Annotated in this window: 20 protein-coding genes and 1 other RNA gene; 3 read left to right on the top strand and 18 right to left on the bottom strand. The window is 38.4% G+C overall.

The window, feature by feature from the left end; genetic code table 11:
- Positions 1–7: 7 nt before the first annotated feature.
- The 4 genes from BAU15_RS11950 to BAU15_RS11935 all read right to left on the bottom strand — a co-directional run bounded on the left by BAU15_RS11950 (position 8) and on the right by BAU15_RS11935 (position 2,726).
- A complete protein-coding gene (locus BAU15_RS11950) occupies positions 8–1,180 on the bottom strand; it encodes a THUMP domain-containing class I SAM-dependent RNA methyltransferase (RefSeq protein WP_161842978.1) in 1,173 nt (390 codons plus the stop codon).
- 69 nt (positions 1,181–1,249) lie between these two features.
- Positions 1,250–1,626, bottom strand: an RNA gene (gene rnpB / locus BAU15_RS11945) — RNase P RNA component class B.
- Between the two features lie 19 nt (positions 1,627–1,645).
- Positions 1,646–2,065: a cell division regulator GpsB gene (gpsB, locus tag BAU15_RS11940; RefSeq protein WP_161842977.1), complete on the bottom strand. Its 420-nt coding sequence runs from the start codon at positions 2,063–2,065 to the stop codon at positions 1,646–1,648.
- 115 nt (positions 2,066–2,180) lie between these two features.
- Positions 2,181–2,726: an SLOG family protein gene (locus tag BAU15_RS11935; protein WP_161842976.1), complete on the bottom strand. Its 546-nt coding sequence runs from the start codon at positions 2,724–2,726 to the stop codon at positions 2,181–2,183.
- A gap of 62 nt (positions 2,727–2,788) precedes the next feature.
- Here BAU15_RS11935 and recU point away from each other — a divergent pair, with 62 nt between their 5' ends.
- Together recU and BAU15_RS11925 are read left to right on the top strand one after the other, a co-directional pair.
- Positions 2,789–3,424: a Holliday junction resolvase RecU gene (recU, locus tag BAU15_RS11930; protein ID WP_161842975.1), complete on the top strand. Its 636-nt coding sequence runs from the start codon at positions 2,789–2,791 to the stop codon at positions 3,422–3,424.
- A 2-nt stretch (positions 3,425–3,426) separates the two neighbouring features.
- A complete protein-coding gene (locus BAU15_RS11925; protein WP_161842974.1) occupies positions 3,427–5,718 on the top strand; it encodes a PBP1A family penicillin-binding protein in 2,292 nt (763 codons plus the stop codon).
- 55 nt (positions 5,719–5,773) lie between these two features.
- On the opposite strand, the gene nth is transcribed toward BAU15_RS11925, so the two are convergent.
- The 14 genes from nth to BAU15_RS11855 form a co-directional block, all read right to left on the bottom strand.
- On the bottom strand, positions 5,774–6,424 hold the full coding sequence (gene nth, locus BAU15_RS11920; RefSeq protein ID WP_161842973.1) for an endonuclease III: 651 nt from the start codon (positions 6,422–6,424) through the stop codon (positions 5,774–5,776).
- 12 nt (positions 6,425–6,436) lie between these two features.
- Entirely contained in the window at positions 6,437–7,138 is a 702-nt protein-coding gene (locus tag BAU15_RS11915) for a DnaD domain protein (protein ID WP_161842972.1), read from the bottom strand.
- Positions 7,139–7,227: 89 nt separating this feature from the next.
- Positions 7,228–7,887, bottom strand: coding sequence for a YczE/YyaS/YitT family protein (locus BAU15_RS11910; RefSeq protein ID WP_161842971.1), 660 nt, complete (start codon positions 7,885–7,887; stop codon positions 7,228–7,230).
- A gap of 81 nt (positions 7,888–7,968) precedes the next feature.
- A complete protein-coding gene (locus BAU15_RS11905) occupies positions 7,969–9,321 on the bottom strand; it encodes an NADH oxidase (protein WP_161842970.1) in 1,353 nt (450 codons plus the stop codon).
- A gap of 356 nt (positions 9,322–9,677) precedes the next feature.
- A complete protein-coding gene (locus tag BAU15_RS11900; RefSeq protein ID WP_161842969.1) occupies positions 9,678–10,121 on the bottom strand; it encodes a Fur family transcriptional regulator in 444 nt (147 codons plus the stop codon).
- 279 nt (positions 10,122–10,400) lie between these two features.
- Entirely contained in the window at positions 10,401–11,333 is a 933-nt protein-coding gene (cysK, locus tag BAU15_RS11895) for a cysteine synthase A (RefSeq protein WP_161842968.1), read from the bottom strand.
- A 185-nt stretch (positions 11,334–11,518) separates the two neighbouring features.
- Positions 11,519–12,466, bottom strand: coding sequence for a metal ABC transporter substrate-binding protein (locus BAU15_RS11890; RefSeq protein WP_161842967.1), 948 nt, complete (start codon positions 12,464–12,466; stop codon positions 11,519–11,521).
- Positions 12,453–13,307, bottom strand: a complete 855-nt coding sequence (locus BAU15_RS11885; protein ID WP_161842966.1) for a metal ABC transporter permease — start codon at positions 13,305–13,307, stop codon at positions 12,453–12,455. The genes BAU15_RS11890 and BAU15_RS11885 overlap by 14 nt, the downstream gene beginning before the upstream one ends.
- Positions 13,304–14,032 carry a metal ABC transporter ATP-binding protein gene (locus tag BAU15_RS11880; RefSeq protein ID WP_161842965.1) on the bottom strand — a complete coding sequence of 243 codons (729 nt, stop codon included), beginning with the start codon at positions 14,030–14,032 and terminating at the stop codon, positions 13,304–13,306. The genes BAU15_RS11885 and BAU15_RS11880 overlap by 4 nt, the downstream gene beginning before the upstream one ends.
- Positions 14,033–14,275: 243 nt before the next feature.
- Positions 14,276–15,145: a glucosaminidase domain-containing protein gene (locus tag BAU15_RS11875; protein WP_161842964.1), complete on the bottom strand. Its 870-nt coding sequence runs from the start codon at positions 15,143–15,145 to the stop codon at positions 14,276–14,278.
- A 1,324-nt stretch (positions 15,146–16,469) separates the two neighbouring features.
- Positions 16,470–17,225 (bottom strand): MurR/RpiR family transcriptional regulator, encoded by a 756-nt coding sequence (locus BAU15_RS11870; RefSeq protein ID WP_161842963.1) that lies wholly within the window; start codon positions 17,223–17,225, stop codon positions 16,470–16,472.
- Positions 17,226–17,614: 389 nt separating this feature from the next.
- Positions 17,615–18,025 carry a hypothetical protein gene (locus BAU15_RS11865; protein WP_161842962.1) on the bottom strand — a complete coding sequence of 137 codons (411 nt, stop codon included), beginning with the start codon at positions 18,023–18,025 and terminating at the stop codon, positions 17,615–17,617.
- 242 nt (positions 18,026–18,267) lie between these two features.
- The gene (tkt, locus tag BAU15_RS11860; protein WP_161842961.1) at positions 18,268–20,262 is read right to left on the bottom strand and encodes a transketolase; all 1,995 of its coding nucleotides are present in this window, start codon (positions 20,260–20,262) and stop codon (positions 18,268–18,270) included.
- A gap of 92 nt (positions 20,263–20,354) precedes the next feature.
- Positions 20,355–20,603, bottom strand: coding sequence for a DUF896 family protein (locus BAU15_RS11855; protein ID WP_161842960.1), 249 nt, complete (start codon positions 20,601–20,603; stop codon positions 20,355–20,357).
- 150 nt (positions 20,604–20,753) lie between these two features.
- Here BAU15_RS11855 and lexA point away from each other — a divergent pair, with 150 nt between their 5' ends.
- Positions 20,754–21,377, top strand: a complete 624-nt coding sequence (gene lexA, locus BAU15_RS11850; protein WP_161842959.1) for a transcriptional repressor LexA — start codon at positions 20,754–20,756, stop codon at positions 21,375–21,377.
- Positions 21,378–21,531: the final 154 nt, after the last annotated feature.

The following is a 21,531-nucleotide window of genomic DNA, read 5'->3' as shown; positions in this document are numbered from 1 at the left end:
CTGCCACTTATCCTTGTGTTTCTTCCCGTGGTTGACGCGGTGGTCGTGTGCCCCAATATTGGAACAAGTCCGTCCGAATCGCACCATTGTATAATTTACGCTTCTTCGTTGCGCGAGCTTTATAATATTCTTCAAACGTTAAATCGCTAGTTAAGATGTATTTGCTCCACGTTTTTAGCGGACGGAAGACTTCTCCCATCTCAGTATAAAGACGACGAACACTTTCTTCTTCACCTAAACGTTCACCGTATGGCGGATTTGCGACAATCACGCCGTATTCTTTCTCTGTGGTAAAATCTTTGACAGCTTGCTGTTTAAAGGTAATCGAATCACCTAAACCGATTTCTTCCGCATTTGATTGAGCAATCTCAATCATGCGACCATTAATATCAGAACCAGCAATATCTAATTGGATATCATAGTCTGCTTTTTCCTCGGCATCTTTACGGACTTGTTCAAAAATTTCCGCATCAAACCATTCCCAAGTTTCACAAACGAATTCACGATTAAAGCCTGGAGCAATATTATGTCCAATTAATGCGGCTTCAATACATAAAGTCCCTGAACCACATACGGGATCATAAAATGGACGATCTTTGCGCCAGTTGGTAAGCATAACTAAGGCTGCCGCCATATTTTCTTTCAACGGTGCGCCACCTTTTTCCATCCGATAGCCACGCTTAAATAAGCTTGGACCAGTCGTATCTAAGGAAACGATTACGTGATCCTTCAATAAAGCAACTTCTAATTTGAAGAAATCGCCAGTTTCAGTCAAAGGCACACTGGCTGGACGATGGTAGACTTCACGCAAACGATTAACAATCGCTTTTTTAGTGATTGCCTGACAGTCGGGCACACTGTACAACTTGGACTTAATTGATTTACCTGTGACTGGGAATTCTGCATCCAGTGGTAAGTAATCTTCCCACGGCAACGCTTTGACTTGCTCGAATAATTCATCGAAGCTGAAAGCATCAAACTCACCAACGATAATTTTTATGCGGTCTGCTGTGCGTAACCATAAGTTTGCTGTGGCAATGGTCTCCATGGTTCCTTCAAAACGAGCCCGTCCGTTCTCCACTTGGCAATCGATCCCTAAGTCACGCAGTTCTTTGCCGACTAACGCTTCTAAACCACTAGCCGCTGTTGCTACTAGTTGAAATTTTCTATTTTTGTCCATTGTTCTCTCCTTACTTATAAAAAAAGCCTTCACAACACTGTTGGAAGGACTCCCTGATTACCTGTAATTTTCTGTAAGCCATGTTTTGTACGCCTTCACTCTCAGGGAGACTAAGAAGGCGCGGTCATCATCTATCTGCAATCATTTGATTGCCTCTTTGCTTCGTTCATTTCCGATCAAAAAGCGCCCCTACCATAGTTTGGGTTGCTCGCTCGAGGGGTTTACCGCGTTCCACCGTTTTCGTTTCCCAAAACGCTTCGTCACTGTGGCACTTTCAAGGATACTGGGGCATAGCTTACGCCTTAGCCGGTTTTCCTGCCGTTACTTCTATTAGAAGTACCTTAGCTTATTTTTTCGCTAAGCACGAACACTACAGACATCTCAGTCTGTGCGAGCATGGACTTTCCTCAGCTTAGCACAAGGCCAAACCGCGATCACCCGAAAATTACAGGAATATTCATTTGGTTAAAATAATCTAGTCTTATCTAAATCGTCACTGTTATCAGTATTCGAATAGTTCGAACTGAAATTTGATGTCCGTGTTGCTGCTGGTGCATCAAAGCCCTCTTGATCAAGCTTCTTACCAAACACTTCACGTTCTAAATTTGACAAGCGTTTTAAAATGTCAAAATTAGTCACAGCTGCACTCTTAGGTGCTTCTTGTTGAATACGTGAAGCCACGTTCTGACTTTTAGATAATTGGTCAATCTTCGCTAATAAACGATCATTTTCTTCTTGTAATGCTAAAATTTGTTTGTTATACGCTTCATAATCCTTGATGATGTTATCTAAAAATTCATCGACTTCAATTGGATCATATCCGCGCATTTTTGTCTTAAACTCTTGTTGTAAAATATCTTTTGGATTATACATTAAGTTAGCCATGTTTTGCACCTCATTATTTATTTACGTGATAGTAAATTTCTACCCTTATCATTGTATCTAAAAAATCCCTAGAAATCAAACACTATCTGCTTTATCTTCTTTTTTTAAAGACATCTTAGAAAGTTTCTATAGAATTTTGTAAATCATCCATGGTTATTAAATGAATTAGATAAGGTGAATTTTCAGAAAATTTTTCCGCAGCTTCCACGAAAAACTTCGGCTTTCCAGGAAACTCTTTATCGTAAACCATCAAGGTGCCATTGGAATGTTCTAATAAAAAGCTCGTGTGGTTTCTCAGTTGGTCAGGTGCTTTGTAGGGTTGGTGGCTAGTCGAATTGACGTAATCAGCTAACTGTTTCACCATCTGCAGCTTCGCTTGATTGGTTTCGTTCCATTGACTACCAAACTCAGAGAATGGAAAAATAATACCTAAGTTTAAGTCGGGAAAATCACTTTTTAATTCACTCACCACTTCAGCGCCCCACAGTTCAACGCCTAAATTTCCACTGGTCAAGACCCACTCTAGTCCATTCTCAGCATAGTAGCGCAAAGCCTCTTTTAAGACTTTTTTAATAACTTGAATTTTGGGGTCTTTGTCTTTAAAGACGCCGACTTCAAAACTACGATAGCCAGTCAAATAGAGCGTTTTTAGTTTATTCATTCTGCTCCCCTTTTCTTTCTTCCGTCTTTTTTGCTATAATGTGCACTAGGAGTGTGATTTTTATGGTTTTTCGTTATCCTAATGGACGTTCTTATATTAATAATGAGCCAACTGAGAAGAAAACTCAAGCCACGAACAAGAAAAAGAAACCTATCGAGTTTGGCAAACGTGGGATGCGTTTTGAAGAAGCCATTAATCTAAGCAATGAGTATTATTTAAGTCGTGGGCTAGCAGTCATCCATAAAAAGCCAACCCCTATACAGATCGTTAAGGTCGATTATCCGAGACGAAGTGCTGCCGTGATTAAAGAGGCTTACTTTTCGCAAGCTTCCACTACGGATTACAATGGTGTTTATAAAGGAAACTATCTCGACTTTGAGGCAAAAGAAACCAAAAATAAAGCCTCTTTTCCTTTTAAAAATATTCATGAGCATCAAATTAAACATATGAACGCATGTTTAAAACAAGGAGGTATCTGCTTTATTTTACTCAGCTTTTCAGCAGTCAATCGCTATTTTTTCTTAGCAGCAGACGCGCTTATTCCTCTTTGGGAAGAACAAAAGTTGAACGGAAAAAAATCAGTTTCCCTCACCAAAATTGAAGAACTAGGTATTGAGATCAAGGCGGGCATTGCACCACGTGTCCCCTACCTAGAAGCAGTTGACCAATATATTAATTGGAAAAAAGGAGTTAACTAGTTATGTCAGATAAATCACAGTCAAGGGCTTCGCGCCGGCAAGAAAAACCACAGAAGAATAATACGCCGAACACGAACAAACAAAAACCGAAAAAAAAACGGTCAGTTGGTTCAATCATTCTGAAAATTTTCTTGAGCCTTGTGACACTTGCGGTAATCGGAATTCTTGTTGGGGCTGGTGTTTTCTGGTCGTATGCTAAAGATTCCGAAAAAATTACTGATGAGAAATTAGATGCCACAGTCTCTTCGAAATTTTATGCAGGAGATGAGCAGCTTTTATTAGATATTGGTGCGGAAAACAGGGTCAAGATTGAGCCTAATCAAGTGCCACAATTACTAATAGATGCGATTGTTTCTGTCGAAGACCGCCGTTTCTATCAACACAAAGGTGTCGATCCTATTCGGATTATCGGTTCAGCAGTGTCCAATGTCAAAACGGGCGGACTCCAAGGAGGTAGTACATTAACGCAACAGTTAATTAAACTTTCCTACTTTTCAACCAATGCTGAAGATCAGACATTGAAACGAAAAGCGCAAGAAGCCTGGATGGCCTTAGAATTAGAAAAAGAAAAATCCAAACAAGAAATTTTGACTTACTATGTTAATAAAGTCTATATGGCAAATGGCTACTACGGAATGGAAACAGCGTCTGAGAACTATTTTGACAAAACCTTAGATCAATTAACGTTGGCACAGACCGCTTTAATTGCCGGTATGCCACAAGCACCAAGTGATTATGATCCCTATGTTCATCCCGATTATGCAAAAACGCGTCGCGATATTGTATTAGGTACTATGTTAGAAAACAAGAAAATCTCACAAGCGGAATACGATGAAGCCATCGCTACACCAATTGATGAGGGCTTGCAACAACCAACAAAAGAAGATTCAAATCGTGAAATCGTTGATAACTATATCTTTGAAGCAATCAAAGAGGTTAAAGAAAAAACGGGTAAAGATGTCTATACAGATGGACTGAAAATTTACACAAATCTTGATCTTGAAGCGCAAAAGAAACTGTATGATATTGTTAATACGGAAGATTATATCGATTATCCAGATGATGAATTTCAAGTAGCTTCAACACTTGTTGACGTTAAAACAGGCCAAGTTCGAGCACAGATTGGTGCCCGTAAAGTTGCCGAGGGAACGGTTTTTGGTTTTAATGCGGCCGTCGAAACAGGCCGAGATTTTGGTTCAACGATGAAACCCATCACTGATTACGGCCCAGCCTTCGAGTATTTAGATAAATCGACTGGCGATATGATTTCCGATCAGCCTTACACCTATGAAGGAACCAAAACGCCCGTCAAGAACTGGGACAATCAATATTTTGGAAATATCACCTTACGTTCTGCTTTATATAATTCGCGTAATGTTCCAGCGGTGAAATTATTTAATGAAGTCGGTGCAGATAATATCACGACCTTCTTAGGAAAATTAGGGATTCAATATAAAACGATTCATCAATCTAACGCCATCTCAAGTAATACAGAAGACCAAGATGGCTCAAAATATGGAGCCTCTTCACTGAAAATGGCAGCTGCTTATGCGGCAATTGCCAATGGTGGGACTTATTACAAACCACAATACGTCAATAAAGTTGTCTATCAAAATGGGACCGAAGATGAATTTCCTGCTGAAGGACAACGGGCGATGAAAGAAACTACCGCCTATATGTTGACAGATATCTTAAAAGATACGATTTCGATTGGTTCAGGAACCAATGCTCAAATCGAAGGCCTATACCAAGCGGGTAAGACGGGTACGTCAAACTATACGGATGAAGAATTGGCCAAATTAGATACCACAAACGGCGTCTATCCCGATATTTTATTTGTAGGTTACACACCTAACTATGCGATTTCAGTATGGACTGGCTACAATAAAAAAATGACGCCAATCACAGATGAAACGAATATGATTGCTTCTGATGTCTATCGAGAATTTATGCGTTACGTCTCTTCCTCAGTCTCAAATGTTGATTGGGAAATGCCAAGTGGCCTCTCTCGTATCGGAAGAGAGCTCTATCTTGATGGGAAATATACCCCACCAAGTTCAAGCTATACCCCACCGGTAAGCAGCGAAACGATTGAAAGTACAACATCAAGCACAATTGAAAGTTCAACAAGTAGCTCAAGTTCAAGTTCTAGCTCAAGTTCCTCTTCAAGTGCACCTGTAACACCGAGTCAACCAGATAACGGACAAACACAAACAAGTTCACAAACACCAGATTCATCAGTTACACCACCACCAGTCAGCAACACCGAGACGACTGAACAAAATACCCAATAATAATAAAAAGGCGTGAGACTTTGATAGGTCTCACGCCTTTTTAGTTTGAATTTTTTTATTTGGCTAATTTCATACGGTCTTTACCCTCTTGGCACATCGATAATAATGGACAAATATCGCACTTGGGTGCTCGTGCTAAACAGTGGTAGCGTCCAAAGAAAATCATTGTATGGTGCGTTTTGACCCAAAGTTCTTTAGGGATTTTTCTCATTAACGTATCTTCGACTTCTAAAACGTTGGCGTTTAATTTACAGATTCTTAAACGCTTCGAGACTCGCTCAACATGAGTATCGACAGCAATTGCTGGAATGCCAAATGCATCACCTAAGACGACATTAGCCGTTTTCCGGCCGACTCCTGCAAGGCTCATCAATTCTTCTCTGGTTTGAGGAACCTCCCCATGGAAATTATCTAACAATTGTTGGGCGCAAGCTTTGATATTCTTCGCTTTATTCCGATACAAACCGATTGTTTTAATCTTTTGTATGATATCTTCGATAGGTGCATCCGCAAGTCGCTGAGGTGTTGGGTAGGCAGCAAATAAAGCGGGTGTCGCTTTATTGACAGAAACATCTGTCGCTTGGGCACTCAAAATTACTGCAATCAATAATTCAAACGACGATTGATGAGTAAGCTCTCCGTGAGCAGTGGGAAACAACTGGTACATCTCTTCTATTGCAATCATGGTTTTTTCACTATTTAACACTGCTCTTCCCCCTTAATCATCTAGCCAGTTTTCAATTGAAATTATTGGTAATGGTTTCTTTGTGTCTGCTTGCTCTATTTCTTTTTGCATCAATAATTGCTTTCTTTTACGTTGCTCCTCTAGTACCTGCTGCTTTGTTTTAATATTTTTTCTTTCCCAAGAAAGCAAAATCCGATCAATATAATTTAGATTATAGGCTTGACTAAGAACGGCTTCGCGCAACGCCAGTTGAATCAATTCTGAGGAATAATGATCGACCTCAAGCCATTCGCCAATTCGTTGAAATTCAATCGCCGATAAAGGCCGTCCAAATTCTTGTTCCACTGAACGATACAACTCTTTAATCGAATCTTTTTCATTTTTTTGTTCCGTTTTAAACTTGTCCTGCTCTTCAAGTATCGACAACTTTTCGAAAGTGTAAGATAAATTATAACGGTCTCTTTTCTTGCCCTGTGCATCGGTAAAAGTTTCAATCTTTAAAAAATTTTTGGACTCTAATTTGTCTAACGATTGAAAAATTTGATCGGTTGTCACACCCATATCCTCAGCGATCACGGTCAAATCTGGAAATAAATCTCCTTGATTTTGTAGTCTATATAATTGAAGCCATAACAAAAATTCCTGGTTTTTCATTCCTAAGCGATAATAGTTCTTCAGCAACAAATTAGAAATGATTGTTTGGCCAGCTTCTAAATACTCCTGTAAAGATGTCATATGGACGTCCCCCACTTTCTACTCTAGTATACTAAAAAAAGTAATCATTCGAAAGAGTGATTACTTTATATCCAGTGACTTATTTATCCTTAGTTTTCATCAGACAGCTTTTTGACACTTTTTTCTATCAACGGTTGACTGACTTTCTCATCCCAAAAGGTAATCAACGGTCCGGTAAAGAAGGCATTAATAATTGTCGCTAGACCAACTGGACCGCCAAAAAGAAAGGCAATCAGCATGAACAAAACATCTTGGATGATGCGAATAATCCGATAATGAACGCCGAATCGATCCACAAGGATTGGGGCAATAGCATCATAAGGAGCATTGCCTAATTTAGCTGACATATAAAAGGAGGCACCAAACGTAAAAATAAGGACGCCGAAAATCAACAAAATAATTCTCGAAACACTTGTGATAGGAACGTGTAAAACACTCGTAAATAACCACGTAAAGAAATCAATAAAGAAGCCAGTTAAGACCATATTGATGACTGTTCCAATACCAATGTATTTTCGGCCAAATAGAAAAACTAAAACTAAAATAAGGGCATTAAGACTTAATTGATAGACCCCTAAAGAAAGGCCCAGTTTACCACCAACGCCAATGTTTGCGGCTGTAAAAGGATCTAAACCGACACTGCTAATCCGTAAAAGAGCAGCTCCTAATCCTAAAATAAAAACACCTAATAATGCATAAAAACTACGAATCCCGATTGTTTTAACACTCAAACCTGCCACCTCATTCATAAAAGAATACGAAGGAGCAGAACCTTTGTCCCACTCCTTCGCTTCTTATTATAAGCTATTTCTCTTGTATAAAGCTAAACATTAGCCTCTTTTTTTGATATCTTCTAAGGCAGCTTGCGCCAATAGATTCAAGTAGTTCCATGGACGATCAAAATGTGGTTGGAAGAAGAAATCTGAGATTGCTAAATCTTCCACAGTCATTTTATTTTGAACGGCTAATGACAAAGTATTCGCTGATTGAGTGATGTCGTATTTAGACATGAATTGAGCCCCAACAATGCGGTTTGTGCCTTTTTCATAGACTAATGACATTTTCACGTTTTCAGTTGTTGGCATAAATTCTGGACGGTAATTGTCTTCGAATAAAGTTGCGTCCACTTCTAAATTATTCATTTGTGCGCTTTCTTTTGTCACACCAGTTGAACCAATGTTCCAACCAAATAGGTAAAGACCAGATGTTCCTTGCGTGCCACGGTAAGCTAATTTATTTTCAGTCAAGTTATAGCCGACTAATAAGCCTTGACGAACGGCATTTGTTGCCAATGGAATATAGTTTTGCGTACCACTTGGGTTGTAATGAACAACAGCTGAATCCCCTGCTGCATAGACATCTGGATTGCTTGTTTGCATATATTCATTGACTTTAATTGCCCCATTTGGCAATGTTTCGATTTGTCCATCGATTAAAGTAGTGTTTGGTTTGAAACCAACACATAAGATGACCATATCGGCATCAAATGATTGACTGGGTGTCACAACAGTTTTAACTTTGCCTTCTTCATCGGCGATAAATTGTTGAACATTCTCACCTAAAGCTAATTTTACGCCTTGCTTTTCTAACTCATTTTCTAGGACATCGGTAAATGGTTTATCTAAATATTTATTTAAAATACGATCTAAGCCATCAATTAATGTCACATCTTTGCCTGATTCAGCAAAGGCTTCAACTAATTCAATCCCGATGTAACCACCACCGACGATGACAATTTTATTAGCCGATTTGGCTTTCTCAATAATCTCATTTGCTTGATTATAATTTTTACAAAGTAAAATATTTTCTGACTGGATGCCTTCAATTGGCGGAATGATTGGCCATGAACCAGTAGTCATGACTAATTTATCGTAAGAAGCAGATTCGACTTCACCTGTTTTTAAATTCTTAGCTGTGATTGTTTTCGCATTCACATCAATTGACTCAACATCGTGCTCCATTTTAACGGTAGCACCAAGGGAAGCTAATTCTTCAGGACTTGAATAGAAAAGGCCAGCAGGGTCTTTCACCACGCCTCCTACATATAATGCAATCCCACACGATAGGAAAGATACGTTGTCATTACGTTCGTAAACGGTTACTTCGGCCTCCGGGTGATTTGATAAAATACTCTTAATTGCAGAAGTTCCAGCATGGGTACATCCTACTACGACTACTTTCATTGTTACGCCTTCTTTCGTTTTATAGTGTTTGCCAACTTGTTGACTTATTCACTATAACAAATCTAAAGAAGAAGAAACATATTTTTGCTTGTGAATTCACAATAATATTTTCAAATAATCATTCTTTTGTAAAAAGCTTTATTATCAGACTTGATGACACCTGTTTTTGGATAAACTAGCTAAATTATTAAGCAATTTCACAAAACAAAAAATCTAACTTCTGAGAATAGAAGTTAGATTTTCTCAATTATAGATATTTACTTGTGGCACGGCTGCCCTGTTATTACGTACGCGTGCTGCCTGAATTTTGATCTTGTTGTCAGCTAGTCTTTTTCTATAGAAAGATAGTTAAAGGATTAAGCTTCCTCTTTTTCGGCTGCTTGACAGTCAGGACAAGTCCCATATAATTCTAAACGATGTTCGTTAATCTCAAAGCCCGTTAGTTCGCTAGCCGCCATCTCAACATCCTCTAAACCTGGATAATGAAAGTCGACAATTTTGCCGCAGCTTTGGCAGATTGCATGATAGTGACGATTTGAACTAAAATCAAAACGACTGGATGCATCGCCGTAACTCATTTCTTTAACAAAACCGATCTTTGTAAAAAGACGTAAATTATTATAAACAGTAGCAACACTCATATTAGGAAATTGGTGTTCTAAAGATTTATAGATTTCATCAGCTGTCGGATGGGTCCGATTTTCAATTAAATATTCCAAGATTGCATAACGTTGAGGGGTAATTCGGATATTGGCTTTTTTTAACTTTGAAATAGCGTCCTTAACCATTGTGTTACTCATCAAAGCGCCTCCTAATTTAGTCTTCTTTGATAATACTATTTTTTCATAAAAATTACTACTATATTTAGCGATTAATCTGCAAAATAATCAGTTATTACCCCTTTTTATTGTATATTTTGAATTTTTTTAATCCTACATTTTTCATAAATCGCTAAAAAACAGAAAACTAGCTACTAATCATCAAAATTGAAGACTAGATAGCTAGTTCTGATTTCATGAGATTATCAAAAAGTAATTTCTTCTAATTTCTATCAATTTAGCGAAGAAAATAGACGGAAACTATTCGCTATCTGTCGCATATAGAGCGGTTGAAAGGTAACGTTCACCATTATCTGGCACAATCGCTAAGACTTTCTTTCCTTTGCCTAATTTTTTAGCGACTTCAAGTGCGGCATAAATAGCTGCTCCAGATGAGATTCCAACTAAAATCCCTTCCTCAGTCGCTACTTTACGAGCCGTTTCTAAGGCATCCTCACTTGAAACACCCAACACTTCATCATAAACGTTAGTATCTAAAACTTTAGGAACAAAGCCAGCACCAATTCCTTGAATTTTATGGGGTCCAGGTTGGCCACCTGCTAAAACAGGTGATTCTGTTGGTTCCACAGCATAGACTTTGATTGCTGGGTAAACGCGTTTCAATTCGTTTCCGGCACCTGTAATCGTCCCACCTGTGCCAATTCCTGAAACGAATGCGTCGAGACCTTGGGTACCAAAGACTTCTTGGATTTCTTTACCGGTTGTTTTTGCATGCACATCAGGATTTGCTGGGTTATCAAATTGCAACGGCATAAAGTAGCCTTCCGCTTCTGCTAGTTCTGTCGCTTTAGCAATTGCCCCTTTCATCCCATCAGCACCTGGAGTTAAAATTAACTCTGCTCCATAGGCAAGCATTAATTTCCGGCGTTCAACACTCATCGTATCAGGCATAACAATGATGACTTTGTAGCCTTTTGCTGCACCAACCATCGCTAAACCAATCCCCGTATTGCCTGAAGTTGGTTCAATAATTGTTGCGCCAGCTTGAAGTGTTCCTTCTTTTTCAGCCTTTTCGATCATGCTTAAAGCAATTCGATCTTTGACACTACTTCCTGGATTAAAGAATTCCAATTTAACAAAGACTTCTGCTGCATCTTCGGGTACCATCCGATTTAACTTCACAACAGGTGTCTTGCCGATTAGTTCCGTTACTGAATTATAAATTTGTGTCATATTTTTCTCCTCCTTGATTTGAAAAAAATATACAACTCTCACCTTCTATAATACAACAGCCCTGCTAAATTGGCGAATATTATTTCTTTCTATTTATTCATTATGAATAAAAATTGTCAACTTTTTTTCTAATCAGAAAGGGTTTCCTTGGTTAAAAATACTTAGTGGCAGGATTTTCGGTTTGTTCATTTTGAAAGCCCTTCAGCGATTTTATCAAGATTCCATTTCATCATTGCATAATAACTATCCCCATCGCGACCTTTTTCGGCAACTGAGTCAGTAAATATGGTGGCATAAATTGGGATATTGGTATCTGTTGAGATTGTTTTCATCGGTCGATCATCGACACTACTCTCGACAAATAAAGCAGGCACTTTAGTGGCGCGTAATTGCTCAACCAGTTCTTTTATTTGATGCGGTGTTCCCTCTTCCTCTGTGTTAATCTCCCAAATATAGGCCGAAGGGATGCCGTAGGCTTTAGAAAAATATTTAAAACAACCTTCACTTGTGACAATCATTTTCTTGTCAATCGGAATCGTCGCAAATTTTGATTTTGCTTCCTGATCTAACTCAGCCAATTGTTTTAAATAGTGATCCAAATTAGCTTGATAATAGGCGTGGTTAGCCGGATCTTTTTCCATTAGCTGTCTGCCAATATTTTTCGCATAGATTTGCCCATTTTCCAAGTTTAACCAAGCATGAGGATCTTCTTTTCCAGCCTCATTTGCCTCTTCTAAATAAAGAATCTCAACCCCTTCGCTCACAGCAAAATAATCTTGATTTTCTTTTTTATTGGCATTTTCCATGAGTTTCGTAAACCAGGCATTCCCACCTGTTTCTAGATTTAGACCATTATAGAAGATCAAGTCAGCTTTCGATGCCTTTTTCATATCCTCAGGTAAAGGTTCATATTCATGTGGATCTTTGCCCACAGGAACAATACTATGCAGGTCAATTTTATCCCCGGCAATGGTTTGTGTCATATCACTCAGAATTGAATTGGTCACAACCACCTGTAATTTTTCACTAGATGTGTTTGTCTCGTTGGTTTTATCGCTAGTAGAACAAGCACTTAATAGAAAAATAATTAGGCAGAAACTGACAACGCCAATCGTTTTTTTAGCTTTTTTCATATGATTTTTTTCCTCTCATTCTCAAAATATTTTGCTTAGGTGAGATCAAAAAACTGATGGCAAACATCGCCGAAGAAGTAAGCACAATACTGGAACCTGCGGCAATATTAAAACTATAGCCAATGAATAAGCCAATAAGTGAGGCGCCAGCACCTAATAGTGAAGAGATGATAATCATTTTCTTGAGACTTGTCGCATACAAATAGGCTGTAGCTGCCGGTGTAATCAGCAGCGCGACAATCAAGATTGTGCCGACACTTTGCATAGCTGTCACGGCAACTAAGGTCAGTAAAATCATTAATAGATAATGGTAAAAGTTGACGTTCATCCCGATTGCTTTAGCCATTAATGGATCAAAGGAAGTAATCAATAATTCTTTGAAAAAGAGTGCCACAACCAGCAATACGATCAACGAAACAGCTAGGGTAATCCATTTATCGACATCCTGTACCGCCAATATATTTCCAAATAAAATATGGAATAAGTCAGTCGAACTATTGGCTACACCAATCAGAATCACACCTAGAGCTAGAAATGAGCTGAAGGTAATACCAATCGCCGTGTCCCCTTTAATGACGCTATTATTTTTGATAAAAGTAATCAAGACCGAGGCTAGCAGACCAAATAAAATCGCGCCGATGAAAAAATTAATTCCTAAAATATACGATAAAGCAACGCCTGGTAAAACGGCATGTGAAATGGCGTCGCCCATCAGAGACATGCCTCGTAAGATGATGAAACAGCCGATGGTGCCAGAGACAATCCCGATAACCACTGCGGTGATAACGGCGTTCTGCAAAAAATGAAAATCATGTAATCCGTTGATGAAATTTTGAATCATGTTGCCCCTCCTCCTTTGCCAATAAATAAGGTGTCGCCATAAGCTTCTTGCAAGTTTTCTTCAGTAAAAACAGCTGTCACGCTGCCATGAGTGATTAAATTCTTATTTATAATCAAGACTTCATCAAAGTAATCACTGACTTTACTCAAATCATGATGAACGATCAAAATTGTCTTACCTTCCGCCTTCAATTGCTTTAATGTACGCATAATAATTCTCTCGCTAACAGAATCAATCCCAACAAATGGTTCATCTAAAAAGATATACTCAGCATTTTGAACAAGGCAGCGGGCAATCAGCACCCGTTGAAACTGTCCACCAGACAAAGCGCCTATTTGTTCATGCGCATATTCTTCTAAATCCACCATCTTCAAGGCTTCTGTGACTTTCGCCCATTCTTTATCGGTGATTCGCTGGAAAAGTTTCTTCTCCGCATAGGTTCCAAGTGAAACACATTCCCTCACTTCTATGGGAAACGTGTAATCAATCGCAGCTTTCTGTTCCACATAAGCCACCTTCTTCAATTGTTTCTTACTTTCTTTATGATCAATCAACACTGTTCCTTGATGCGAAACAATGTGCAGCATGGCTTTCAATAGAGTTGACTTGCCAGCACCATTAGGTCCGATAATTCCAGTCATGGTCCCTTTTCCAATAGAAAACGAAACCGATTCTAACGCTAAAAAATCGTTATAATAGACACTCAAATTTTCTGTCTTAAGCATAACTTCCTCCTTTACACTTCCTCTTTGATATTTTTAGGTTAACCTAAACTTTTTACAAAGTCAACCGAAATAAATGGATTTGGTTTTTGTGGGACAGCTTTGTGTGTTGATTTTTTGTTGTAGCCAGAGCTCATCACTCTATGCTATTGGCTGAAAAGCAAAAAAAAAGATTATCCGAAAAATTTTCGCGGATAATCTTTTTTAATTAGTATTTTTAATAAGTCAGCTGAATGAGCAGCTATTTTAGACAATCAATTGTTGGCCAATCATAATCGTATAGCCAGATAAGCCATTGTTAGCGCTAATTGCATCGACGGTCGTACCGAAGGTGTTGGCAATATCCCATAATGTATCGCCTGATTGAACAGTATAACTTTGTGTTGCAGTCGCAATACCTGTGCCACCTGTTTGATCATAGGAAGAGTCAGAATAGCTGGTAGCAGTCGTTTGGTAGCCGGAATATTGACTATCAAAACGAGTTAAATTATAAGTAGAGATTAACCAATTTAATTTTCCAGCATAGCCCGGATCGGTTGCGTATCGACCCGTTAAATAAGCCGTTGCATCCAAATAGCTTGTGGTTTGGCTCAGCCAAGCACCTGAATAATGATAGGCACCCGTAGTAAAACTAGTCGAGCGTAACACATTGGCATGGTCTTGGAGCGATTCGTAAAAAGAATTGTACTGTCTAAACGGCTCACTCATGGTTACCCATTGACCATTTAGGTATTCCTGTGTAGACATGTAAACTCCCGTGTCGTAGCTACCTTTGACACCAAATAAATTATAGTAAGGGGCATTAGACAACCCTGAAGTGCCATAACCGCTTTCTAATAACGCTTGGGCAATCATCACTGAGGCATATAAGTCATTACTAGCAGCGACCTCAGAAGCAGTCCAGCCAATTTGTTCGATAAATGAATCAATGGCACTCGCTGAAGGTGCTTGATAGGTCGACGTGTTAGCCGCGGCCTCTTGAACAAATAATGGCGTTGAAAATGAAGCAACCATTAAGCCGGTACCAATTAATGGAACAATTGTTTTAGGATTCAGGATAGGCGTTTTCACCTTCCTTTTTTGATGTCGAGCACTACGTGTTGGATAGTTTTGCAAAATAACTCCTCCTTTTATATAGAAACAATAAATTGAAATAATAACAAAAAATGGGTTTCAAGCACTACCAATTATAGGAGGAAATATTGGCAAGGACAAATCTTACGAATCGATAAAACGAATTTGTAAAAGGCTTGTAACAAACTATCAACAGAAGTGAGATGAAGGATTTGTAATCAAAATAAATAACAACGATATTATTAAAGATATAAAAATTCGATAATCTAAATAATTTACTAAGTGAAGACTAGAAACTTTGAATTATTCAATTTTCTTATAACAGTGTTTCTGATGTATGATATTTTGCGTTTTTTAGGACATCAAATTCTAAGAATCCATTTTCTAGTGGATTTCGCCTATAACCTTGTCGATTTTATCGATCTTTTCCTCAGAAAGACCATACATAAACACGAGTAGCAAGTAGGGAATTTGCTATCGATTAGGCAGAACAGCAAATAAGAACTTCCAGACTAAACACCTAAAATTCTTCTAGTAAAAAATAAAGTAGCAACAGTTGAAGGAATCCATTCAACTGCTTGCTACTTTATTTTTATGCATTAATACTGCTTCGTGGGAAGAACTACGGGAGCTAAAAAATATTTTTTTGAAGTAAGTTTCTCCACGATTAGAACCTTTTACAGTCTTAGCTATACCAGCTGGTTCTTTCTCAAGTTAATATTTCTAGTTTTTTGTCACTAGTGTCTATTCGCACAGTTTTCGAGTGTTTTGGTCGAGTCTCAAATTGCAAGAATCCATTGTCTAGTAGTTTTTTCGTTAAAACTAGCCTTTTCCCCTTACTTTTTATCTTAAAAGTTGTGCGAATGAAGACTAGTAGGGAAAATTTTGACTTATATCTCCCATTCAATCTTCGAATCGAAATGTATAATAAATAGAGAATCCTATATGTATAGGATTCTACAGCTGTTTCCTATAAAAAAATTAGCTGAAATAAGTGCCCAATTTTACATTTTTATCTGTAGTAGGGAAAATTAGCCACTAGTGTCTATTCGCACAGTTTTTTGAAGTTTTAGCGGATCACTAAATAGCAAGAATCCATTATCTAGTAGTTTTTTTCGTTAAAATCAGCCTTTTCCCCTTATTTTTTATCTTAAAAGTTGTGCGAATGAAGACTAGTAGGAAAAAAACAGGTCTTGATTCTCTCTTTTCGTATTTATTCTACTTTTACTATCGATATAAGCTTTCTAAATTAGACACCGATGTATTGACCAATAAGATTAGATTGTTGATTTAAAAATTGGATTTTTATTCAATAATCTAACTAATTTGTTGCGGAGATGGACTATCTTAGCGCTTGCCTCTTTTTTTATCTAGCTGATTGTGAAATAGCTATTTGGGCGATTAGTAAATCCAATACATGGCGCACGGCTAAGGTATTGAAACGTTTATTATAAGATGGAACGAGTAATGTATTGCTAGAAAATGGCAAGTCTTCCTTACAAGTTAGTAGCCATTTATTGGCTGGAGAGGTCGTCAAACGTTTGATTATCCGCTGATTATACTGAAAAGATTGTCCATTGATACTCATAATTAGTAAGGCATCTTGACGATTTAACTGCGTTATTTTCAGAAAGTCTGAGTCACAGATGATCACTTCTTTTTGAAAAGGACTCAGTTCAGCTTGCAGATAATTACATAAAGCCCTTGCTTCTCCTTGGGCATAAACATAAATTTTTTGACTCGTCAAAAGGGTCGTGCTAAATTTTTCTAGCTGCTGATAATTGATAGCTGTTGCGACATAATCTAAGGCCTTGCTCAGTTCACGTGTCGTTAACTGACTATTTTCCTGAAGACTCTGCTCTTTTGTAAATAAACGATTCTTTCTAGTCAAAGAATCACAATAATCTAAGCAAGCCAGCCGAAATTCGCCAAAAGTTTCATAATCTAGACGTTTCACATATTTTGAGACTTGCCCCTTTGAGACATAGCAACTAGCCGCAATCTCATCAATCGTCAGCTCGTGCAACGTCGCGATATTAGCTTTGACGAATTTACTAATGATCGAAGCGGTACTTCCTTCTTCATTGGCATTAATCAAGTCGTTTAGTTTATCGATAATCATCAGCTTATCCCCTTTCCTCCACCTAGCCTATTATAAACTATTTTGCAATCGAGTGAGTAGTTTCTATAATAATTCGAATATAATACATACATTCGTGATTTCTTTGCAGCGAATAAAGGTGCTTCACTGGCTCAGGCAATCCAATGCTGGAAACATAAAAAATCTCTAGCTGGGCACAATAAATATGAAGAAGAAGACCTACAAATTCTGTAAGTCTTCTTCTTTTTAGCTATTTTAGAAGCTCCTTGTTATCATTTAGTTGAAAATTGTTACCACATTTCCAGCTAAATGAGCGAACTGAAAATTATAAAATCTATTGTCTATTAGGAGACTGATTCACAGGTTCAGTGATTTTTCTCATCGATTATTTTTACTTTTGCACGTCTAGTCTATCTTTTCTTCCCCTTTTGAGTTAGAGCGCTACCTAGGATTTGTTCTGTCATTTTTTCCTGGTCTTTTTTTGATCTAGAGTAAAAATCCAACGCGCTAAAATAAGCAATTCCTAGAACTAACGTGCTGACTTGGAAATACTTATTCACAAAGGTTTCATACGTTAAATTACCATCGAAGCCATTGAGAACATAGGTCAGCACTCCAAAGGTAAGTTGAAGAGCAGTTAAATAAAGAAAGGCTTTTGTAGTAAATACCATGGCTTTTTGATTGGCTATTCGTTCTTCCTTCGTCCCATTCTTCTCCACACGATTCATTCGGAAAATACCATAAAAAATCACAATAAGTCCAAATACCATCATTCCGAAATACAAATATTTTTGAACAAAATCAATAATTTCATTAAACATAACTGTTCCCTCCAGTGTTTTGATACATCAATTATAATTGATAAATAGAATCAGCCTAAAATATTTTCCCAATTGGTTCATTTTTACTCCTAAACGGTATTTGTCTGTTTTTATTTTCTAAAGACCGCCGGAAACATAAAAGACTCTAGTAAGACACAAGAGATATAAAAAAGAAGACTTACAGATTCTGTAAGTCTTCTTGGTTTTATACTATTTTTGAGCTATTTTAGAAAAGTTACTTCTTATAATGAATTGTAAGTCGTAACAACATTTTCAACAGTGAAGCCAAATTCAGCAAGAATCTTATCGCCAGGTGCTGAAGCGCCAAAGTGATCAATTCCGATCATTTTACCTTCTGTCCCTGTGTAACGTTCCCAACCAAATGGTGAAGCTACTTCAATACCAACACGTTTTGTGACAGCTTTTGGTAAAACTGATTCTTTGTAAGCTGCATCTTGTGCATCAAACAAATCAAAACTTGGTAAAGAAACCACTGAAACATCTTTGCCTTGTGCTGCTAATTCTTTTTGAGCTGCAACTGCAAGAGCAACTTCAGAACCTGTCGCAATTAGGATACCGTCTGGTGTTTCACCTTTTTGTGGAGATAAGACGTAGCCACCTTTAGCTAATTCAGTATCCGCTAATTCATCAGTTCCTTCAAGTGCTGGTAAGTTTTGACGGCTCAAGACTAAAATAGTCGGAGTATCTGTTGATTCCATCGCTAATTTCCAAGCAGCACGGGTTTCATTGCCATCTGCAGGACGAACGACATGCACGCCAGGCATGCAACGCACGCTAGCTAATTGTTCGATTGGTTCATGTGTCGGGCCATCTTCACCGACAGCTACTGAATCATGCGTTAAGACATAAGTTACAGGCATGTTTTGGATAGCTGCTAAACGAATCGCTGGGCGTAAATAATCAGTAAAGACGAAGAATGTTCCGCCATATACTTTTGTTCCGCCGTGTAATTGAATTCCGTTCATCGCTGAAGCCATAGCAAATTCACGCACACCAAACCAGATGTTGCGACCTTCGTATTGGCCAGGTTCGAAATCTTTTTCTGCTGCAACCATTGTATTGTTAGAGCCAGATAAGTCAGCTGATCCACCCCAGAAGCTTGGAACAGCTTTCGAGATTGCTTGAATCATATCTTTACTAGAGACACGGCTTGCTTGGCTAGATCCTACTTCATAATGAGGTAATTCTTTGTCCCAGCCTTCAGGTAATTTGCCAGCAAAAGCATCTTCAAATTGAGCAGCCAATTCTGGATATGCATGTTTGTAGTTGGCAAATAATTCTGTCCAAGCTTGTTCTGCTTGTTGGCCTTCTGTTTGCATTTTTTCTTTAAAACGAGCAGCCACTTCATCAGGCACTGTAAAGTCAGGATATTCCCAACCGTAAACAGCTTTAGCAACAGAAATTCCTTCATCACCTAAAGGAGCACCATGCACTGCAGAGGTCCCTTCTTTTGGTGCGCCATAACCGATGACTGTTTTGACTTCAATCAATGTTGGTTTGTCAGTTTCAGCTTTCGCTGCGTCGATTGCTTGTGAGATAGCTTCTAAATCATTGCCATCTTTCACAAGGATATGTTGCCAACCGTATGCTTCAAAACGCGCACCCACATTTTCAGTGAAGGCTTTAGAAGTCGGTCCATCTAATGAAATATCATTTGAATCGTATAAAACGACTAATTTACCTAATTTCATGTGACCAGCCATTGAAGCTGCTTCTTGAGAAACACCTTCCATTAAATCGCCATCGCCACATAATGCGTACGTATAGTGATCCATTACATTAAAATGTTCACGATTGTATGTTGCAGCCAAATGAGCTTCAGACATCGCCATACCAACAGCCATTGCGATACCTTGGCCTAGAGGACCTGTTGTTGCTTCGACACCATCCGTGTGATGGACTTCTGGATGCCCAGGCGTGCGGCTATCCCATTGACGGAAATTCTTCAAATCATCAATCGTCACATCGTAACCAGATAAATGAAGCAAACTATAAAGCATTGCTGAGCCATGACCTGCTGAAAGCACGAAGCGATCACGATCGACCCAGTTAGTAGAAGTAGTTGGATTAACTTTTAAATGTTTGGTCCATAATGCGTAGGCCATTGGTGCAGCCCCCATTGGTAAACCTGGATGACCTGAATTAGCTTTTTGGATAGCTTCAATACTTAAAGTACGGATTGTATTAACGCCGAGTTGATCTGTTTTGTCGAACAAAAGAATCCCTCCTGAATTTAGGTTTATTTTACTTTTATCTCCTTCATTGTAAAAGAAAATAAAAGGAAATGCAATGTTTATTCGGCTTATTTCTACTCATTCGAGCGATTATGTAAGCCTTTTTCTTTTTGAATTTGTTTCAATTTTTCTGGTGTTACATCTTTGCCATCTGGATCAACAACCTTCATTCCTTCGATATGATGCTTCATCCCAGAACGGAAAGCACCTAAGTACTCTTCTCTTAAAAGTTGTTGTTCTTTTAGTTCCGTGTCAGTAAGACCTGTTTCTTTTTTCTTCTTTGCTAATTCGTTAATACGAGCTAGTTTTTCTTTTGATAACATACAATAGCCCTCCTCTTTTCTCTCCCTTCCTATCTTATTAAAGTTTCTCTGAAAATACAACAAAAAATAAGCAGAAAAAGCGAACGCTTGTTTGATTTCGTTTATTTAATATGGTAAACTGAAATCATTAAATGAAAGAAGGTGTGAATCGTGACCAAACGTACGGAAACGAGACAAGTCGATATCTTAAAATATATCTATGAACAGGTCAATGCAAAAGGATATCCACCTACAGTCAGAGAGATTGGTGAAGCCGTAAATCTGTCTTCTACCTCAACTGTCCATGGGCATCTTGCACGATTAGAAAAAAAGGGCCTGATTCTACGCGACCCAACTAAACCAAGAGCCATTGAATTAACTGCAACAGGGCTTTCCAAAATTGATATTCAACCAACCACTATTCCAGTTTTAGGAACTGTTACGGCAGGTGAACCAATCCTTGCTGTAGAAGATGCGTCTGATTTCTTTCCGATTCCACCAAACTTGGCTTCAGAAGATGGCACATTATTTATGTTGACTATTCGTGGGGAAAGTATGATTAATGCCGGGATTTTAGATGGCGATGATGTGATTGTTAGAAAACAAGCATCCGCTAAGAATGGCGACATCGTAATCGCTATGACCGATGAAGATGAAGCCACGTGCAAACGATTCTACAAAGAGAAGAATTATATTCGCCTTCAACCAGAAAATGATGCACTAGAGCCTATTATCCTTGAGAATGTCTCAATCTTAGGATTAGTGGTGGGCCTTTACCGTAGCCGCATCCATTAAAAAATACGGGCTCTTCGTCAAATAGTGTTGGTGAGGGTCAAATTGAATAGAGTACAGTGCCTCCAGTTAAGCAGCTTTGCTTAGCTGGAGCTTCTTTTTATTGTCTTTAACGTCTTCAAAAATTAAGCCTTGAACTAAATAGATGCGGTCACGT

The sequence above is a fragment of the Candidatus Enterococcus huntleyi genome (genome assembly GCF_009933175.1).
Classification (GTDB): Bacteria; Bacillota; Bacilli; order Lactobacillales; family Enterococcaceae; genus Enterococcus_K; species Enterococcus_K huntleyi.
This window is presented reverse-complemented; position numbering and strand designations above follow the sequence as displayed.

What these genes read in the sequence shown, in the direction of transcription:
- BAU15_RS11950 (WP_161842978.1), bottom strand. Translation starts at nt 1,180, where the DNA reads ATGGACAAAAATAGAAAATTTCAACTAGTAGCAACAGCGGCTAGTGGT.
- BAU15_RS11900 (WP_161842969.1), bottom strand. Translation starts at nt 10,121, where the DNA reads ATGAGTAACACAATGGTTAAGGACGCTATTTCAAAGTTAAAAAAAGCC.
- BAU15_RS11870 (WP_161842963.1), bottom strand. Translation starts at nt 17,225, where the DNA reads ATGATTATCGATAAACTAAACGACTTGATTAATGCCAATGAAGAAGGA.
- BAU15_RS11885 (WP_161842966.1), bottom strand. Translation starts at nt 13,307, where the DNA reads ATGATTCAAAATTTCATCAACGGATTACATGATTTTCATTTTTTGCAG.
- BAU15_RS11910 (WP_161842971.1), bottom strand. Translation starts at nt 7,887, where the DNA reads ATGAATGAGGTGGCAGGTTTGAGTGTTAAAACAATCGGGATTCGTAGT.
- BAU15_RS11935 (WP_161842976.1), bottom strand. Translation starts at nt 2,726, where the DNA reads ATGAATAAACTAAAAACGCTCTATTTGACTGGCTATCGTAGTTTTGAA.
- recU (WP_161842975.1), top strand. Translation starts at nt 2,789, where the DNA reads ATGGTTTTTCGTTATCCTAATGGACGTTCTTATATTAATAATGAGCCA.
- BAU15_RS11890 (WP_161842967.1), bottom strand. Translation starts at nt 12,466, where the DNA reads ATGAAAAAAGCTAAAAAAACGATTGGCGTTGTCAGTTTCTGCCTAATT.
- BAU15_RS11880 (WP_161842965.1), bottom strand. Translation starts at nt 14,032, where the DNA reads ATGCTTAAGACAGAAAATTTGAGTGTCTATTATAACGATTTTTTAGCG.
- gpsB (WP_161842977.1), bottom strand. Translation starts at nt 2,065, where the DNA reads ATGGCTAACTTAATGTATAATCCAAAAGATATTTTACAACAAGAGTTT.
- cysK (WP_161842968.1), bottom strand. Translation starts at nt 11,333, where the DNA reads ATGACACAAATTTATAATTCAGTAACGGAACTAATCGGCAAGACACCT.
- BAU15_RS11865 (WP_161842962.1), bottom strand. Translation starts at nt 18,025, where the DNA reads ATGTTTAATGAAATTATTGATTTTGTTCAAAAATATTTGTATTTCGGA.
- BAU15_RS11915 (WP_161842972.1), bottom strand. Translation starts at nt 7,138, where the DNA reads ATGACATCTTTACAGGAGTATTTAGAAGCTGGCCAAACAATCATTTCT.
- BAU15_RS11925 (WP_161842974.1), top strand. Translation starts at nt 3,427, where the DNA reads ATGTCAGATAAATCACAGTCAAGGGCTTCGCGCCGGCAAGAAAAACCA.
- BAU15_RS11905 (WP_161842970.1), bottom strand. Translation starts at nt 9,321, where the DNA reads ATGAAAGTAGTCGTAGTAGGATGTACCCATGCTGGAACTTCTGCAATT.
- BAU15_RS11855 (WP_161842960.1), bottom strand. Translation starts at nt 20,603, where the DNA reads ATGTTATCAAAAGAAAAACTAGCTCGTATTAACGAATTAGCAAAGAAG.